Origin of the sequence: Marivirga sp. (assembly GCF_051117495.1) — a bacterium.
Taxonomy (GTDB): Bacteria; Bacteroidota; Bacteroidia; order Cytophagales; family Cyclobacteriaceae; genus Marivirga.
In genome coordinates, this window is sequence record NZ_JBNPEF010000014.1 from 23,409 (window position 1) to 43,098 (window position 19,690).

Genomic DNA, 19,690 nt, shown 5'->3' on the forward strand with positions numbered 1-19,690 from the left:
GAAGATTTAAGACTTCTTAGTCAGAATTATATAATGAGTACGAAAATATTTTTTAAAAAATTACGTATATTTAATATATGGATTGGAAAAGTCATATAATATCAGACAAAAAGATTTTATTAGGAAAACCAACAATCAAAGGGACGCGAATTTCTGTAGAATTCATTTTAGAAAGATTAGCTGATGGATGGACAGAAGAAAAAATTTTAGAGTCTTATCCTCATCTTAAAAGAAGCGATATTCAAGCGGTTTTCTCCTATTTGAATGATTTTGTTAAAGATGGATTGATGGTTGAACTTAGAAATAAAATGGAAGAATGAAGTTTTTGGCAAACGAAAACATTCCATTTCCAAGTATAAAATATCTAAGAAATCTAAATATTGATATTAAGGCAATTGCAGAAATTTCTCCAGGAATATCTGATGAAGAAGTTATGAAATTAGCTATCAATGATAAAAGTACTATCATAACTTTAGACAGTAATTATGGAGAATTGATATTCAAGTATGGCTATAAACCAAAACAGGGAGTTATATATTTTAGATTATTAGAACTTGAACCTGAAGAGGTTGGCGAAGTTTTAATTCAAATGATTGAAAATAATATGGTTTTCAACAATTATCTCACTGTAGTAAATAAGAATTTCATCAGACAAAGACCATATTAATAGGTCTTGGCTACAAAGCCAAGACCTATTCTTTTTACCCTATCGCCAGCGTCCCGCTGGTGATGGATACTGGTGCCTCCGGCACGGAATAACTACTTGCTCTACAGCATAATTTCAGCATTTCATAGCCAATAAACGCCTGAAGCGAAAGTAGTTTCCACCAGCCAAAGGCAGGTGGAAGTGTGCTTTTTTTGCCTGGCTAAAACAAATGGTGGGTGACACACTTTAGGAACCTTAATTATGATCAATTCCCTTCAGCCTCAACCATTTTATCCTGTTTAGCAGTCTGTAAATTATACCAATCAATTTTTCGAGTGAAATACATGGTCAATCCTAAAATTACTGCTAATCCTATGCTTCCAATCAATAGAGAATAATCAGCTAATTGTAGGGTGACATATACAAATCCATAGATTCCTATTAAGGTCAGAATTAGGATAATAACCAATTTACGAGCTTTGATAATATATAATGCATAAAAAGAAATCATACCCACAATCCCGAAAGTGGATATGGCATATGCTAAATTAAAATTGGAATGTTCTGAAATGGAAATAAGCAAAATATAAAATAGACATAAAGCAAGCCCAACTAATATATATTGAAAAGGATGAATCCTTTTTTTATTAATCACTTCCACCAAAAAGAAGACTAAAAAGGTCAGAGCTATGGTCATAACTGCGTATTTAGCGGATCGCTCTGATTTTTTATAATCATCTATTTCATTAAATAAATTGACACCAAAAGCAGAGGCATCCATTTTATCTTTCATGCTCCTCCCCGACCAGCTCTGGGGATAGTTTCTATTCAATTCTAATACATTCCAATCTGCATTAAAACCAGCTTCATTTACATCCCTGTTCTTAGGTAAGAAATTACCTTTGAAGCTTGGGGAAGACCATTCTGATTGTAAATTCACATGAGTAGTCCCTCCTACCGGAATAAAAGTTAAATCCTGGCTTCCTTGTAAAGCTACTGAAAAATTAAAATCAATTTTTTGATTCTCTTTAGAAGAAATATTCTGAGGATAAATCGTAATTCCCGAACTAATTAAATCTGTTATTTTACTACCTGATTCTACCTTTAAGCTTTCGTCTCCCCAATTAAAACTGATATTATTACCTATTCCTCTCAAATCAGAAAAACCTATCGTTAGAAATGCCTTTTGGTATTGAATCTCTTTTAAATGATTTTCATCAACACTGATGTCCAAATCAAATTTACCATTTACTGCAATATCCGAATCATAGACTACAACCTCATAAATTCCCCTTCTTAGTTTTTGAGGTTTTAAGATACCATCTACTTTCAAGGACTTTGGTAAAACATATTGATAGACAACACTTTCTACCACCTTACCCTCTTTCTCAAATTCATATAATAGCGGAATGGTCAAAATCGGTCCATTAATTTGTTGACTATTGGCCCACTTACTGCTGACTTCAGTTATAGCATCTTGCTGAAGGCTTTGTCTTTCGCTAATCACATCATTAATCATTGCTGAAGGTATTAACAGCAAGAGCATTAAAATTGTGATGGTCAGCAATTTTAGCATTACTGAATTTCTCAACCAGGTGCTCACTTTTTCGAATAAATTGTTTTCTTTTTCCATTTTTATAATTTTTAAGAGTACTTTGTGTCTCAAAGTATATGTGTAAAAAATTTTATTTATTATTTAATAATTTTTCAATTGCGTTGATATGCGCCTTAAAAGCAAGTTTACCAACCTCCGTAGCATAATAGCTTGTATTGGGTTTTCTATCCACAAATTCTTTCTCAAAATTGATATAATCCTTTTTCTCTAGATTTTTAAGATGACTGGCTAGGTTTCCATCAGTTACACCTAATAAATCCTTTAATGAAATAAAATCCATTTGGTCATTTACCATCAGTGCAGACATAATTCCCAAACGCACTTTATTTTCAAATGCCTTATCCAGTTTATTTAAAATATCCTTCACGATCCGTATTTCAAACGCATGATAACACCATACACAATATGTAATATCCCAAAGCCTATAGCCCAAAATATCAAACCATATCCAATGAAATATAGGCCTATTAATCCTAATATAATTTGAACAATACCCAGACTTCTAATGTCATCCAATGTATATTTACTTGCATTGACTAAGGCCAATCCATAGAAAATCAAAGTCAAAGGAGCAATTACACCCATGTATCCATTCAAAATCAGAATGATACATACCAACCCTCCGGTAAGTAATGGAATAGCTAAATTCACCAATACTAGCTTTGCATGTTTATTTAAAAGCTTTTGACCTTTTTTCTTGCTAGTTTGATGTGTCAAAAAAATGACTGATCCAATTGATAGAATAAGCGTAACCAGTGCAAGCAGGAATATATCTTGAATAGTTTCAGGAGATAAATAAACTACTTTAAAGCTATGATAATCAGTATCCAAATAAATATAATGATAAGCAACAAAAGCAGATATTAAGGCAATGATACCTGCAACCACACCTGATATTCCACTTAATGAAATGAATCGACCAGAACGATCCATCATTTCCCTTATCTCCTTAATGTCTTGAATATATTTCTCTTGATCCATTTTATTACTTTGTAATTCAAAGTACATTGAAATAAATTAATTATGCAAGAAAAAAATTAAATAAATTATTATTGAGGTACTGAAGGCTGACAGCTATTCTCAATATATTGATCCTCCAATACATAAGTTTTATTGTAATTCAATGGGACCCTTCCTGTGGTTAGCGTACAATTAAAACTGATTTCATCCCCTTCGCTAATTTTGTGAAAATCAGGATTAGGAACGAAGGTTATTTCGCAGTCAATAGGACGTGAAAAATCTTGAAGTCTATTAAAGACAATACGATTGATTTGATTGGTTATATAACTGATTTCTACTTCAGTAGGTAAATATTTCAATAAAGATTGAGTTGGAATAAATTCAATATCTCGACCTACAACTTTTCCTGACCGATTTATAGTATCATTGTCGATTCTAAATTCATTCTTAAAGAATGTATGTACATAAGCAATTTTTACAAAATTATCATCCTCTGAAAAATCCAAACTCTGGTATTCTGGAAGAATTTTCTTTCTATTGTTTAAATTAACAAAAGAATCTATCGGTAATTTTCTTTTATCATACCATATTTCATGTTTCTGATACTCATATCCTTCCAATACTGTACCATCAGACTGTTTTTCAGTCATACATCTGGCATACATATTGACCTCAGTAGCTAAATAGTGAAATCCATTTTGTTCTCTAAAGAAGGGCAATTTGTAAGGCTCTTTCAATTCCCATCTTCCTTGATACTTATAACAAGGAAAATCACAATCATTAGGTAGTTGGCGAAGTTTTGTATATGGACTTACAAATGCTGATTCAAAGCTCCATTTTAAAGTATAATCTTTAGGTATTTCTGAATTAATTTTTCCATTATCAGAAGGACTGACAATTAAAAAGTAAATAATTACAATAGTAAAAACACTTAAAACAAAAATTATAAAAGGCTTCAATTTAGAAAACCAATCTACAGGATTTCCTTTTGCCTTGCTTTTAAGCTTTTCTACTTCTTTTGTGAGCTTAATTTCGTTAAGGATTCTGTCAATATTTCGAATTGCACGCAAATATTCCCCTTCTGAAGCAGATAAATGTATTAAGCGTGAAAATTGAGCATCACTGTAATTTAGATCCCTAGCGACTTCAGAATTACTTGCCTCTTGAAACCGAAATTGCTCATCCATAAATTCACCATACCGTTGCTCAACCTTCTTTATGAACTCATCATGTAAAGATTCTATTGAATGTTTATCCGTCAATTCCCTATATTTTATTTGTTAAAATTCGTTAAAATTCGTTAAAACAAGATAAAGTTTTTTAAAATTTTATTTTGTCAAAATTTTATTTGTATAATGCCAAAACATTCGAAATTAAAACCAATCAATTGTATGCACTATAAAACATTAAAATAATAAATAATTACTTAACAAATGGCTAAAAAAATCTAATTAAATACAATAATCAGATAATTATGAAAACGACTAAACTTTTACTCATTATTTTTTTAATAGCTGTGGGATCCAATTCACTTCTGGCACAAAACGCTTTGACAGTAAGCGGTACTGTTTCTGACCCTGAAGGTGAAACCTTAATTGGAGTCACAGTATTGGAAGAAGGAACTGATAACGGAACAGTAACGAATATAGATGGGGAATACAAACTAACCTTAACTCAAGATAATGCTAGCTTGATATTTAGCTATGCTGGCTTTAAAAAAGTCAAAAAAAATGTTAATGGCAGAACTACCATAAATGTCAAAATGGAAATGGACATTGAGGAGTTAGACCAGGTGGTGGTAACTGCTCTAGGATTTAAGGAGGACAAAGATGAGTTGGGTTATGCAAATTCAAAAATAGAGACTGATAATGTAACTAGATCTGGAGAAACTACTTTATTAAACGGAATGGCAGGAAAAGCTTCTGGCGTTAGAATTAGTAGAAGCTCGGGTGACCCAGGCTCTGGTTCTTTTATCCAAATTAGAGGGCTATCTACTATCAATGGTAATGGTCAACCTTTAATTGTTTTAGATGGTGTTCCTATAAGTAATGATTCAAGAGGTTCAGGAGAACAAAGATCCGTGGTCCAGCAATCAAGATTAAATGATATCAACCCAAATGATATAGAAGACATTCAGATTCTTAAGGGTGCTTCTGCCGCTGCTCTATGGGGTACTCAAGCTGTTGGTGGAGTAATTTACATAACAACTAAAAGCGGGAAATATAATGAAAAGTTAAACATTACAGTAAGATCAAGCTATTCATTAGATGAGGTCAATGTTAGATATCCGATTCAAACAAAATTTGGTCAAGGTGCAAATGGTAATTTCATTGCAGATGAAACTGTAACATGGGGTGATAAAATTTCAGACAGACCTGGAGGAGCAGATGATTTTGATACATCAGGAGAATTTTTTATAGGCGAAAATGGTCAGACCTATTATCCAATTGCTTCAAAAAACTCTCGTGAGACGTTTATAGATTCCAATTTTGATGACGTCATCCAACAGGGAAGTTCGTGGGAAAACAGTGTGAGTTTAAGTGGTGGAAATGAAACTGGACGATTTTATTTCAGCCTGAGCGATATGGATCAGGAAGGAATAATCCGTAATAATTCGGATTATAGGAGATCAACCGTACGTTTTAATGCGGAACAAAATTTCTCTGAAATCCTTCAATTAAATGCTAATGCCAATTACACCAGGACTACCTCGAGGAGAATCCAAAAAGGTGCTTCAGCTTCTGGACTATATTTAGGTTTACTTCGGACTCCAATAGATTTCGACAATAGAGGCTATGTTGGCGATTATTACGCATCAGAGAATGCAGCACCAGTTACATACCGTCATAGATCTTATAGAAATTCTTTGGGTCAGAATTTCAACCCGGGATTCAATAATCCCGCTTGGACTATAAATGAACAAGAAAGTGAAGCTTTAGTGGATAGATTTACCACTACAATAAAAGCGACCGTTTCACCAACAGTATGGTTAGATTTAATTGCTCGAGCAGGGGTTGATCATTATAGTGAAGAAAGACAGGAATTTTTCACTCCTGGTTCAGCAAGACCAGAATTTGATGAGGGTTATTTTGGCTCTGAAATAGCAACCAATACGATTTTTAACTCCGATTTAATTGCAAAAGCTACAAGAAATTTCGGAAGTGATTTTAATGGAAATTTATTGGTAGGCTTTAACTTTAACCATAAAAAAAGAGCAACCAATAGTACGGCTATCAACAGTTTTTTACAATTCGCCAAAGTTAGTGATGGTTTAAGAGATATTGATAATGCAGTCCCTCAGAACCAAATTATTGGAAGCACTTTTGGAAGTGAACGAACTGCAGCAGTGTATTCTTCATTCCAGTTTTCAGCTTATGACATGCTTTTCCTAAAAGGTACTGTAAGAGCAGAATCAGCTTCTACTTTTGGTAATACAGTAAATAACACATTTGTTTTTCCTTCAACATCATTGGCATGGCAATTTACGAAACTTGATATCCTTGATAACTCAATATTAAATTTTGGAAAATTGAGATTTGCCTATGGAGAAGTTGGGGTTCAGCCATCCAGATACCAAACTTCGAATTTATATGTTTCCCCTACTTATTCCGATCAATTCGGAGGAGCATTAAATACTGCCCTTTTTGGAAATGGTGTATTTGTACCAAGTGTTGCAGTGGGAAATACGCAACTAAGACCGGAACGAAAAAAAGAATTTGAAGTAGGAACTGATTTGAGGTTTATCCAAGATAGATTATCATTTTCAGGTACTTATTTCTATAATCGAACGGAAGATGTTTTACTTAATTTCCCGATAGCCCAATCTAGGGGATACAGAAGAATATTTGACAATGGTGGTGAAATTGAGAATAAGGGAGTCGAATTAGATTTAGGTTATCAAATCATTCAAAATGAAGAATTCAGTTGGAATGTAAATTTCATTTATAGTAGAATTAGAAATAAAGTACTAGACCTAAGAGGAGTAGAATCCATTGATTTAGGAGGTACTGCACAAATAAGTGGTCGGGCAGTGGAAGGTCAACCACTTGGGGCCTTTTGGGGAGGTCGCTACAGAAGAAATGAAGATGGTTCATTAGCACTTTCTGACAATGGATTTCCTCAGTTGGATCCAGAAGACGGTTTAATTGGCGATCCCAATCCAGATTGGCAAGGATCTGTGATTTCAGGATTCAGTTATAAAAACTTCAATTTAAATGTACTATTTGAAACCTTTCAGGGGGGCGATGTAACAAATGCCACCCAAGGTGTAATGGTGGGCTATGGTTTAGATGAAGAAACAGGAAATGAAACAACCGCAGAATCAAACTTACTGGATATCAATGGCAATATAATTCCGGTCGGTACTACTTTCAGAGGAAATGTAGAGGATTTTGGAGCTGGAAATGTAGCACTAACAGAAGATTATTACAGAACTATTGGTAATTGGTTTGGAGGGTTACATGAACAATACGTGGTGGACGGATCTTGGACAAGATTAAGAGAACTCTCTTTTGGATACACTTTAAATAGTGAAAAATTCAAAAAAATTACAAATCTAACTTCTGCTAATATCACCCTTACTGGTAGGAATTTACTTCTATGGACAGACTACGTAGGGAATGATCCTGATACAAATTTAACAGGTGTCAGTATTGCCAGGGGAATTGACTATTTCAATAATCCGGGTACAAAATCCTACCTCGCTACTGTAACATTAAACTTTTAAAATTTAGAAAAATGAAAAGCTTAATAAAAATAAATATAATCGGATATTCAATTATTTTATTCTTCACTTCATGTGGAAATTTAGTGGAAGGATTAAATGAAAACCCAAACAGTCCTACAAGTTCTCCTTACAATTTTGTATTGACTGGAGCTGAGGTTGGAACAATTATGGTTCATGAAGGAGAAACGGCACGAAAAGCCAATATCTTTAGTGGTCATCTAGAAGGTATAGACAGGCAACATTTAGGATTCAGTGAGTATATTGTTAGTTCTGGAGATTTCGACAGTCAATGGGACGATGCATACGTTCATGCTATCAGAAATGCTATTGTTGCAGAGGAATTGGCGATTGAAGAAGGGAGAATTGGAATCGCAACAGGAATTTCAAAAGTGCTCCAAGCACTCTCATTTGGTACTACCACTTCTCTTTGGGGTAATATTCCATTCGATGAGGCAGGTTCAATTGAAGTGGAAAATCCAGCATTTGAAAACCAAATTGAAGTTTATGGAAAATTACAATCTTTATTAGATGATGCTATAACTGAATTACAAAGTGGGGAAGGCAGATTGGTTTCTAACACTGATTTTTATTTTGAAGGAGATGCAATTCCATGGATAGAAGTAGCCTATACTTTAAAAGCAAGGTACTTTATGCATACTGGAAATTATAATGAGGCTTATCAAGCCGCAACGAATGGGATCTCTTCACATGACAATTCTATGTTGGTTCCCCATGTTCAAGCACAGCCCGGTTCTAACTTATATAATCAGTTCTTTGCAGTTTCTAGGCCTAATGATATCAAAATTTCTGATTTCTTTGAAGGATTCATGAATCCTTCAAGTACAGAATATAGAGGCGATGCTAAAACGGATGAAACTGCCAGATATAACAACTATTTTAGAACTAATAATAGTGGTGTAACGGTAAACACCAATGGATATATGTCAGCAGACGCCCCTTTCCCTTTAGTTAGTTATGCAGAAAACCTACTTATATTAGCCGAAGCAGGTCTCAGGTCCAATAGCTTCAACACAGGATTAACACATCTAAATGAATTCCGCTCCTTCATGCAATCAGGTGGATATTTATACAATGTAGATGGAGATACAGAAGGTTTACAATATGACAACTACGTAAATGCTGATTTTCAAAATGGCGGAATGGCTAATTCTGATAATTTAAGTCAAGATGATGCACTACTAAAAGAAATCTTGGAAGAAAGATATATTACACTTTTCGGACAGATTGAAAGCTTCAGTGATACTCGAAGGACTTATGAGGAACAAATTGTGAGGGTCCAAGTTCCGCCAAATGCTGGGGATGAACTACCACAAAGATTTTTATATCCTCAATCAGAAATTGATCGGAATAACAACACTCCAAGCCCTATTCCAGATTTTTTTGACAAAACACCTATTAACCAATAAATCATAATTTATCACTAACAACCAAGAAAATGGAGGATAAAAAGAAATACCATATTATTTTAATACTATTCATTTTTTTCTGGCAACCTCAGTTATTGCAAGGCCAAACTGAGGAAAAAAGAGTATTGTTTGTAGGAAATAGCTACACCTACTTCTGGAACTTACCACAATTGGTATCCGCTATGGCCGAAAGTCAGGGAGAGAATTTCTTCACACAGCAATCTACAGCTGGAGGGGTGAATTGGAAGCAACACTGGGAAGGTGATAAGGAGCTGAAAACCCAAGAACTTATTAAAAATGGCGATTGGGATGTAGTGGTTTTACAAAACCATAGCTTAAGCACTGTGAGAAATCAAGAAGAATTTTTCGAGTATGGGAGAAAGCTAATTTCACTTGTGAAAAGCACTGGGGCACAACCTCTTTTGTACGTTACATGGTCTAGGGAAGACAATCCATTGATGCAAGATAACATAAATGAGGCTTACCAGAAACTTTCTGAGGAAACGGATAGCGAATTAGTTAATATCGGTTCTGCATGGAGTAGAGCTAAACAACTTAAGCCAGCACTTGAATTATATCATCCTGATGGGAGCCACCCATCTCCACAGGGATCCTATTTAACGGCTACTTTATTTTACAAAAAATTGTCAGGGAATACAGTTTTAGGAATCCCTGAACGTCTTACTTCATTCGACAAACAAAATCAAAAAATTTACTTGGCAATACTAATGGAGTATGATGCTAAATTTCTACTTCAATTTGTTGAAGATTTTAACTTAAATACACAATATAGTGAGTAATAAAAAAAGGAAATATCTTTTTCAAGCTTTAGGGCCTTTGGCATTTATTATTATTCAAATGCTAAACAAGCCGGAGAATATGACTCCTGAAGCCTTTCAAGTATTGGCAGTTACAGCTTGGGTGGCTATATGGTGGGTAACAGAGGCTGTAAATATTGCTGTGACAGCTTTACTGGTGATAATTCTATTTCCACTTACAGGAGCTCTAGATATATCTTCAACCACAGCTGCCTTTGGCCATAAATATATCTTTCTGTACATAGGAGGGTTTATGTTGGCAATAGCCATTGAAAAATGGAATTTACACAGAAGAATAGCCTTAAATATTATTTCCCTAATAGGCACTAATGTGACCAGCATTATTTTAGGATTTATGGTTGCAACTGCATTCCTATCCATGTGGATATCCAATACGGCCACATCGGTCATGATGCTCCCTATAGGAATGGCTATAGTAAGTCAATTTAAAAATGGGGGTGAAAATTCTGATAAACTCAACAAGGATTTTGGAAAGGCATTGATGCTTGCTATTGCCTATAGTGCATCCATTGGCGGAATTGCCACTTTAATAGGTACTCCACCTAATTTGGTTTTTGCCGGAATTGTATCTGAAACATACCAAATTGAAATATCATTTATGAAATGGTTTATGTTTGGAGCTCCTATTTCCGTAATCCTATTAATTCTATCGTGGAAATACATCACGAAATATGCTTTTAATTTTAAGGGGGATAATTTCCCGGGTGGAATGGAAGAAATCAATAGATTGAAAAGAGAATTGGGTCCTTTAAGTAAAGAAGAAAAATATGTTCTGGTTGTATTTTCATTAACAGCTTTTTGTTGGATTACCCGTTCTTTTATCCTGCAAAAAATTAATCCTAACATAGATGATACTATTATTGCGATGACCGCAGGTATTTCACTTTTTATAATACCTTCTAGTAAATCCAATAAAGCCATTATTAACTGGAAAGAAGCCGTTAAAATGCCGTGGGGTATTATTATGTTATTTGGTGGTGGAATGGCTTTGGCACAGGCATTCCAAACTACAGGACTTGCTTTATGGATAGGGAGCCAACTTACTTTAATTGAAGGCATGTCGCTCATTCTGGTGATTTTAATATTAATAGCCAGCATTAACTTCTTAACTGAAATGACTTCAAATTTAGCGACTACAGCCATGCTTTTACCCATTTTGGCACCATTGGCTTTAGCCATGAATCTACATCCTTATATGTTAATGGTTTCTGCTACTTTAGCTGCTTCCTGCGCCTTTATGTTGCCTGTGGCCACACCGCCTAATGCGGTAGTATTTGGTTCGGGCTATTTACATATTCCAGATATGATAAGAACAGGGATTTGGATGAATATTATATCGATCATCCTGATTACACTTATGACATACTTTTTATTACCAATAATATGGGACATAATTCCAACCAAATTTCCTGATATGTGGAGACTTGAATAAGACTACAATAATAATTTTTAATTAAATTTTTAAATTTTAAATATAAGTACTATGGAAAACACAAACATTTTAAAAAACTCGATAATTTCTCTTAGAAAATTATCAATGGTGCTATTCTTAGCATGTGGCTTAATATGGACATCTTGTGGAGAAGATGATGATAATGGACCTACTGAACCTCAACCAGTAAATGTATTATCATTAACTGCTAATAATCAAGATTTAACTGATGGAGGAGAAAATATTGCAAGGGAACTTGAAATAGAAATTGTTTTCTCGAACAGTTTGAACACAGAAGCTTTTGAAAGTTCTTTTTCTCTTTCATCATCTAATGGAGAAGTTTCAACCTCAATTAGCTACACTGCCAGTAATACAACTGCTACCATTACTAATGATGAAGCCTTGGGATATTTAGAAGAATACAATTTAACAATATCTGCAGGCACTATAGGTGAAGATGGCGGAGAATTAGCAAATGCTGTTGACATTTCATTCACAACAGTAGATGCAACCTTGTTTAGCGGAGGAGAAGGTACTGAAGCAGATCCTTACAGAATTGAGGATGCTAGCGATTTGGCCTTAATAAACTCCTACTTAGATTCTTACTTCATCCAGATTGCTGACATTGACCTTAGTGGAGCAGGTGGAGAAACAGGCTGGGAACCATTAGGCTCAGACGAATTTCCTTTTACAGGTTCATATAATGGTGATGGATTTACTATTTCAAATGTAGAAATCACTAATCTAGTAGCCGATAACATAAATAATGTTGGCTTATTCGGAGTTGTTGATGGAGGTAGCTTATCAAATATGAGTGTAGAAAGTACCAATACAGGTATTACTGGAACCCAAGGAAGTGGTATTTTGATTGGTGAAATGAGGAGCGGGACAGTAACAAGATGTCATACTGCAGGATTTGTTTCAGGAGATACCAGAACAGGGGGATTAATTGGCAATATGGAATCTGGCTCAGTTCATCAATCTAGTTCCTCTGCTACCGTAAGTCCAGAAAGATCGAGAGCAGGTGGATTAGTGGGTATCATGTCTGACCCAAATAGAGAGGGAATTGAAGCAGCGGAATCTACGATTACTGAATCATTTGCTTCTGGAAATGTAACTTCCGGATCTGCAAGAGTGGGGGCTTTGGTTGGATCAGTCAATGATTTAGCAACCGTTGAAAACTCTTATGCAACAGGTTCAGTGACTGCACCAAATAGAGCGTCTGCAATTATTGGTAGATTAGATGGAGTGTTGAGAAACACTTATGGAACCGGTAATGTGACTGTAACAGATGAAGATGACGGAAGTGATTACCCTGGATATGTGGTGGGTCAATTGGAAGAAAGTGCTACACTTGAAGGTGTATATTATGATATGAACATAAATCTAACCTACAATGGAGGTTCGCCAATAACTGAGGCTGGAACTGCAATTGATATTTCAGGTTTAAACTGTGGTGATGCAAATGCTACCTTAGAAGGTTTCGATTTTGATGGAGTTTGGTTTTGTGAAGACGGTAGCTGGCCAAAACTAGCATGGGAAAGTGAATGATTTGTTTTAGTTTAATTGTTTAATAATAAAAGTGTCCATGAAAAGGAAGGTCATTAAAGATCTTCCTTTTCTTAATTAACTTCAAAAAATGAAAAATATCCACTCATTATTAATAATGATTATTTTGGGTCTTACAGCATGCGACAATGGTGAGGTTACCCCAGATAATGATCAGAAAAATGGAAATACAGATACAACTGAAGTGGAATATACGATTGTTGATCCGTGTATGACCGGTGATGAAAACTGTTTGGAGAGCATCCCCATTAAATCAGAAGCGGGAAGAACAGCTGTCTTTAATTTTTACAGAAATTACCCTATTATGAATGATACCGCTAAATGGGGCAATATAAAACAAGCAGTATTTGTTGTACATGGTCAAAATCGTGATGCCGATAATTATTTCAATTTCATGACCTCCAGCTTAAATTCAAGTAATATTATGGATAGTACTTTGCTAATATCCCCCCATTTTAAAAATAATTCGCAAGTCGGACCAGGAGAATTATTTTGGCCAAATGACTGGCGCTCAGGCGCGCTATCCGGAAACCCTTCTGTAAAGATTAGTACCTATTCTTTATTGGATTCTTTAATCGATATTATTTCTAATAAAGACCAATTCCCATTTTTAGAGAAAATTATTATTACAGGACATTCATCAGGGGCACTTTTCACTCATACTTATGCACTGGCAAGTGAAGTGGAAGAACTGTATGAAATAGATTTTGATTACATAGTGGCCAATAGTCAATATTTTTATTACCCCTTAGATGTCCGATATGATGCAAATTCAGATAGTTTCACCACGCCTAATGAGTGTGAAAATTATAATGATTGGCCATTTGGTTTTGAATCACCTGTAGAATATATCGCTTCAAAAAATAGAGAAGAACTCAATGAAAAGTTTATTAGAAAAAAAATTACTTATTTACTTGGTACTAGTGATACACAAACCTCTGGTTCATTAAATACTAATAATTGTGCGGCAGTATTATTGGGTGAGCATAGATTTAACAGAGGAGAAAATATGCAATTATTGATGGAGACATTCTATCAGAACGAGCATAATCATCAAAAAAAGTTAGTTCAAAACATTGGGCACAATGGTAATTCAATGTATAATTCCAATAGTTATAAGGAATTAATGCTTCAAATTTTTTCAGAATAAGTTTAGGTTGATAAATATTAACTTTTCCTGTGTTATCTAAAAAAAGGAAAAGAATTTACAAAGCCTGTTAGATCGAATATCTAACAGGCTTTCTTGCTGAATTAATTACGAAAATCTTCCCACCATTCCCGCCGTTTCTCTCTTCTTTCCTCTCTCCTTTCCCTTCTTGCTTTACGTTTCTTTCTTTTTTCTCTTTGTTTTATTCTTTTGGCCTTGGTTTCTTTTGAAAAGACATAATGAACAGAAATCGAGGCAGGAAATTCAAACCAATCTTCATGGTTAATATGATAAGCTGGTTTAACATCAGCCCCAATTACTAAAGGCAATGCTGGTATTTTCCATTCAATTCCACCCATCAAATCATAACCGTAGGTGGTTCCAAATTCTTTCAAGCCTCCAATATGGGCTCCCGCCCCGAAAAAAATATTAAAGCCCTCTCCAGTAATAGGTAAGTGGTATTTGGGAAGAATGGTAAATTGATAGGAATCGGATTGCAAATCAGTAATGGCTTCAGCACTAAACCTAGGTAAAATTCTTTGTTTTACACTCAATCCAAATTTAGCATCACCTATTCTAGAACCAATAGCTGTTCCATATTTTTGTGCTGATAGATTAACACTTAAAATGAAAAGAAAAATTAAAAGTTTGAATTTCATCCATTACGAACGAAAGTTTAAATCACATATTATAAAAAATGCCAGCTCGATGGAGCTGACATTCAATTGGTATTCAATTCTTAATACCTATCTTTTACCTCTTATAATTTCAACCCAGCCAGATTGTACATTTCCATCTACTGTCAATTGGTAGAAATAGATTCCATCTGGATTGTCACCACCATCCCAGAGGTTACTAGATCGATAATTACTGTCTCTGTAAACGATAGTCCCTGTCCTATTGGTCACGATTAATTCAGCACCATTATCAGGTAGATTCAGAATTCTAAATACATCATTTTTACCATCATTATTAGGAGTGAAAACATTAGGAATAAATGGACTTCTATCAAAATCAACCGTTATATCTGAAGAACCCTCTCCGTCAAACACCAATCGGTTTCCATCCAGACCGCATCCAAATGAATCATAGTATTCAATTTCATAGATACCTGGCAATAAATTATCAAATGTAATGGTTCTATCTGAATCAAAATCAATCGCCTCAGAAGGCAAAACATAATCTGAGCTGTTATTACCTCCTAATGGCGTTAATAAGAATATTTGAGCAGAATAGCCATTAGCGCCTGAAGTAGGTTCAACAAGTCTTATACTGATCGAACCATTCGCTCTATCAGGTCTAGTAGTTGGCATTGGATTCATATCCGTTCTTTCTCTTTCAACCCCAGGTGGCAAATTAGGCTCTGGTACCAATTCCACATTTAATTGTGCCACCGGTGCATCAATAAACACACTTGCGTTTTCAGATTCAATAGCACTACTACAATTACTTGGTTGTTGTAGTAACTTCACTATATAATCACCTCTTGTCATCATTCCATAAATACTCTGATCTATCACAAATCTTCTGCTCTCAGGTATAGAATTAAGCGTGAATGTTTCAGTAGGATCAACATCATTGCCTTCATATACCTCAATAATTAATGGGATAGTTTCATCTGCAATAATATTGGATAGTTCAATTGATCCCGATTCTTGGAAACAAGCAACATCACTAGCTTCTATAGCAAAAGTTGGGATTATGGCACCACCATTTATAGTCACAAAATTATCTGCTGAACATGTTTGATCATCATCTATTGCACGTACAGTCCATCTATACCTTGCCCCTTTAATAAATGGAACATTCTCATCAATATTAAATTGAGAAATTACAAATTCATTGCTTCCATTTGTATTGATATCCAATACATATTCAGATGTAACCGTTTCATTTACCCTATTCAAAATTAGATTATATGGTCCAGGTACATTTTCTATGGTTGCCTCATCTATAGTTACCAAAATACCTTCTGGATCATCAATACAGTTATTATTAGGATTGATTTCAGTTACAATTGCCCTTACCTCATTTGGTGAAACAATAGATCGAATATCAAAACTTTCACTACATCCAGTATCATCCGTAATGGTCAATTGGTTTACATTTCTAGCTAGACCACCAATGTTACGATCAGCATCTAATTCCACTACATTTCCATCAATTGAAAATACATAAGGAGCAACACCACCGGTGACCGCAGGGACATTGATTTCGCCTACTTGTTCCGAAACAGTACAACTAGCTTGCGTAATTAATTCAATAGTTCCGTCTAATTCAATCGGTTGACTTAAATATTCTATACCAACGGCTACCGATAACTCACAATCAGAAGTACCTGGTTCATCACTTATCAATAAATTATTTACAGCCGGTAATCCTGTTATTCTGTTACCTGATGTAAACTCAGTCCACAATTGTCCATTATCTATAGAATAGAATCCTGTTGAGATTCCTTCCAAGGTAATTACGGCAGAACCGGTATCATCCCCAAAACAAAGGATGTTTTCGACTTCACTTGCAACGGCAGAAAAGGAACCATCATTTTCAATTACAATACCACCTCTATCTGCAATAGGGCAAGCTCCTGGATCCACAACATTTTCAAATTTAACCACATAAGTACCTTCTGGCACTTCATTGAAAATACCAGTCGAATTTCGAGCTATTTCTTCATCATCTCCATCGACTAAAATAAATTCATAATTACTAGGTAAATTGTTCAAACTAGCTGAAATAGTTCCGAATATTTCACCACACTCTGGGTTCGTGATATTAATATCAACTGCACTAGCATCAACTAATGCAGTATTTTCAATGGTAAAAGTTTGATTCTCTAATCCACAAGCATTAGTATTTTGGTTATTGAATTCCAATTCATAATCACCTTCTTCTAAATCAGCAAATACTCCAGAAGTATTAGAGGTTAATGAATCCCCTTCAAAATATAGAATGTATTCAAACTCATCATTAGTTCCTCCCACATTTGCCGAAATAGAACCTGTTGCTACTGTACAAGTTGGTTGTTCTATATCAATAGTAGCTGATAGCGTAGTTTTGGTACCTATATTGATATTTACGGTATCAGCAACACAATCTAAATTCGGATCAGAAGCCACAACAGTATAAGTTCCAGTAGCAAAAGTTGTATCTATTTCAATAATCAATCCCTGTCCGATATTGGCTACCGTAAATCGATTATATAAAGAATCATCAGTTCCAGCCGGCTTGATATCAAAATTCAATTCAGGAGAACTCTCGTTAACATCCCTTAACAAGAAAAACATTTTTCCATCATCCACACCCAAACAAGTTGCCGCTTCCGTAATTGGAGAAACCCTGAAATCTTCACAATCGTAATCACATTCTGCTGGTTGGGTGATTTCGATATTAGATTCTATAATAGTACAGGTACCATCAGTAATGGTAACGTCAAAATTACCGGGTTCTGTAATATTCAAGAATGATTCCTCTCCCCCTACGTTTACTATTTCTCCATCTTGATTCTCCCAAGTATAAGTCAAAGTAGAACCATTTGGATTATCTATTGTAAGCTCAATTGAGCCATTTGGATTTTCACAATCCGAGATATCAACAACATCAATATTAGTGATGCTAAAATCTGCTGCTTCGTTTACCACTACTCCTTGACTAAATTCACAGTTCGTAACCAAATCCGTAACCACTACAGTATAAGTACCTTGACCTAAACCGTTAAATGTAATCGGGTTCGTTGTTCCGTCTTGATTGAGTTCACTAGCAATTTCAACATCAGCATTATCAAATAATACTACATCATAATTATTATCGACTACTTGAGTCACATCGACTGAAATTTCCCCGTCTTCATTTCCGCAATTAGCTAATTGGGAGTTATCTACTGCGGCAGTAATTTCTTGAACTGGATTAATACTAAAAGAAATGAAATCAGTACAGCTTCCTTCTTCTACAAATAATTGATAATCTCCAGGAGCTAAAGCGTTAAAAGAATAAGAAGGATCAGCTTCATTGTCTAACTGATCAACTTCAACTCCATTTTCATCTTCAATGTAATAATTAAATGGTCCAGTACCATTATTTACTTCAATTTCAACAAATCCATTATCAACGCCACATTCTGTTTGATTTTCAACACTGATTAAATCAATTGTAAATGGAACTGGATCTTCAACTTCATATGATTCGGTTACTACACAGCCTGTAGCATCATCAGTTACTTGAACTTCATAAATACCAGCTTCAAGATCAGCTAAATCCTCATCCGTTGAAGAAAATCCATTTGGGCCAGTCCAAATTATAGAAAGAGGCCCTGCTGCATTTGAGCTTACATCAATATCAATTACTCCATCTGTTGCCCCACATCCAGAGGTATTATCTAAATTGGCTAATTGAATATCAATTGTATTAATATTTAAAGTGAAAGTAAAAGTAGAATCGCTGCAGGTTCCACCTCCAAATGCTGTTAAACTAATATCTACACTACCATTTGTGGAATCATTCACTCCTGGGGAATAAATAGCGTCTAAAATAGAATTATCATCAAAACTACCATCTCCTGCAGTTGACCATTCAATTCCTATTTCATTATTCACAACTGCATTTAATTCTAAAGTTTCTCCTGCACAAATCGTAGCATCAGCTATTGGTTTAATAGTTGGCTCAGCACCTATTGATATAATAATTTCATCTGTAGCATCTCCGCAAATTGCATCCCCTGTAACAGTAACCGTTAAAGTCACAGTACCATTAGAAAGGTCATCGCTACCAAAAGTGTAAACCGGTGCTTCTAAAGTTTGATCATTAAATGTTCCCTCAGCTGATGATGTGGTCCATTGTATAGTTCCATTTGCTGTACTTGGTGGTGTATCCAAAGTACTTAAATCAATTTCTGAAATATCGCAGAAAGCTTGGTCATCACCTGCAAAAGCACTAGGTGCTGGACTAATAGCTAAGGTCATGCTACTCACCGCATCAGCACAACTACCAGGCCCTTCTGCTGTTAAGGTTAGATCAACTGTTCCAGCAGTAATATCATCAGAACCCGGGGTATATATTGGCTCCAAGGCTGTGTTGTCATCAAAACTACCGTCTCCTGCTGTGCTCCAGCTTAAGGTAGAGAAATTGGTGGCCGATACCGTGCCGCTTGCTGATAAATCAAGGGCATTACCTTCACAAATAGTCTCATCATCACCCGCTTCTGCCGTTGGAGCCGCTGTGATCGTCAAGGTCATATTGTCCGTGGCAGTTTCCGTGGAACAGGCACCGTTTCCAGTCGCCTCAAGGGTCAATACCACACTTCCGTTTGCAATATCCGTTGCACCTGGGCTAT

Annotated in this window: 14 protein-coding genes; 8 read left to right on the forward strand and 6 right to left on the reverse strand. The window is 35.3% G+C overall.

The features are described 5' to 3' along the window. Positions 1 to 77: 77 nt before the first annotated feature. Positions 78 to 320 (forward strand): DUF433 domain-containing protein, encoded by a 243-nt coding sequence (locus tag ACFE0M_RS07745; RefSeq protein WP_434545184.1) that lies wholly within the window; start codon positions 78 to 80, stop codon positions 318 to 320. Continuing rightward, positions 317 to 667: a DUF5615 family PIN-like protein gene (locus ACFE0M_RS07750; RefSeq protein WP_434545185.1), complete on the forward strand. Its 351-nt coding sequence runs from the start codon at positions 317 to 319 to the stop codon at positions 665 to 667. The genes ACFE0M_RS07745 and ACFE0M_RS07750 overlap by 4 nt, the downstream gene beginning before the upstream one ends. A gap of 244 nt (positions 668 to 911) precedes the next feature. On the opposite strand, the gene creD is transcribed toward ACFE0M_RS07750, so the two are convergent. Genes creD through ACFE0M_RS07770 form a run of 4 tightly spaced genes read right to left on the reverse strand, consistent with a single transcriptional unit; the run spans position 912 to position 4,483 of the window. Further along, the gene (gene creD, locus ACFE0M_RS07755) at positions 912 to 2,279 is read right to left on the reverse strand and encodes a cell envelope integrity protein CreD (protein WP_434545186.1); all 1,368 of its coding nucleotides are present in this window, start codon (positions 2,277 to 2,279) and stop codon (positions 912 to 914) included. A 52-nt stretch (positions 2,280 to 2,331) separates the two neighbouring features. Further along, complete coding sequence (locus tag ACFE0M_RS07760) at positions 2,332 to 2,628, reverse strand: winged helix-turn-helix domain-containing protein (protein WP_434545187.1); 297 nt, start codon at positions 2,626 to 2,628, stop codon at positions 2,332 to 2,334. Further along, positions 2,625 to 3,269: a hypothetical protein gene (locus tag ACFE0M_RS07765; RefSeq protein WP_434545188.1), complete on the reverse strand. Its 645-nt coding sequence runs from the start codon at positions 3,267 to 3,269 to the stop codon at positions 2,625 to 2,627. Before ACFE0M_RS07765 ends, ACFE0M_RS07760 begins: the two co-directional genes overlap by 4 nt. 41 nt (positions 3,270 to 3,310) lie before the next feature. Continuing rightward, positions 3,311 to 4,483: a hypothetical protein gene (locus ACFE0M_RS07770; RefSeq protein ID WP_434545189.1), complete on the reverse strand. Its 1,173-nt coding sequence runs from the start codon at positions 4,481 to 4,483 to the stop codon at positions 3,311 to 3,313. Between the two features lie 212 nt (positions 4,484 to 4,695). Between ACFE0M_RS07770 and ACFE0M_RS07775 the strand changes: the two genes are divergently transcribed. The 6 genes from ACFE0M_RS07775 to ACFE0M_RS07800 all read left to right on the forward strand — a co-directional run bounded on the left by ACFE0M_RS07775 (position 4,696) and on the right by ACFE0M_RS07800 (position 14,364). Then, a complete protein-coding gene (locus ACFE0M_RS07775; protein WP_434545190.1) occupies positions 4,696 to 7,947 on the forward strand; it encodes a SusC/RagA family TonB-linked outer membrane protein in 3,252 nt (1,083 codons plus the stop codon). A gap of 11 nt (positions 7,948 to 7,958) precedes the next feature. Beyond that, on the forward strand, positions 7,959 to 9,374 hold the full coding sequence (locus ACFE0M_RS07780; RefSeq protein ID WP_434545191.1) for a SusD/RagB family nutrient-binding outer membrane lipoprotein: 1,416 nt from the start codon (positions 7,959 to 7,961) through the stop codon (positions 9,372 to 9,374). Between the two features lie 29 nt (positions 9,375 to 9,403). After that, the gene (locus tag ACFE0M_RS07785; protein WP_434545192.1) at positions 9,404 to 10,174 is read left to right on the forward strand and encodes an SGNH/GDSL hydrolase family protein; all 771 of its coding nucleotides are present in this window, start codon (positions 9,404 to 9,406) and stop codon (positions 10,172 to 10,174) included. After that, a complete protein-coding gene (locus tag ACFE0M_RS07790) occupies positions 10,167 to 11,645 on the forward strand; it encodes an SLC13 family permease (protein WP_434545193.1) in 1,479 nt (492 codons plus the stop codon). Before ACFE0M_RS07785 ends, ACFE0M_RS07790 begins: the two co-directional genes overlap by 8 nt. Positions 11,646 to 11,696: 51 nt before the next feature. After that, the gene (locus ACFE0M_RS07795) at positions 11,697 to 13,196 is read left to right on the forward strand and encodes an Ig-like domain-containing protein (protein WP_434545194.1); all 1,500 of its coding nucleotides are present in this window, start codon (positions 11,697 to 11,699) and stop codon (positions 13,194 to 13,196) included. 88 nt (positions 13,197 to 13,284) lie between these two features. Continuing rightward, positions 13,285 to 14,364: a hypothetical protein gene (locus ACFE0M_RS07800; RefSeq protein ID WP_434545195.1), complete on the forward strand. Its 1,080-nt coding sequence runs from the start codon at positions 13,285 to 13,287 to the stop codon at positions 14,362 to 14,364. A 101-nt stretch (positions 14,365 to 14,465) separates the two neighbouring features. On the opposite strand, the gene ACFE0M_RS07805 is transcribed toward ACFE0M_RS07800, so the two are convergent. Continuing rightward, a complete protein-coding gene (locus ACFE0M_RS07805) occupies positions 14,466 to 15,020 on the reverse strand; it encodes a hypothetical protein (RefSeq protein WP_434545196.1) in 555 nt (184 codons plus the stop codon). Positions 15,021 to 15,107: 87 nt separating this feature from the next. Further along, on the reverse strand, positions 15,108 to 19,690 hold a 4,583-nt coding region (locus ACFE0M_RS07810; protein WP_434545197.1), incomplete at its 5' end, for a gliding motility-associated C-terminal domain-containing protein.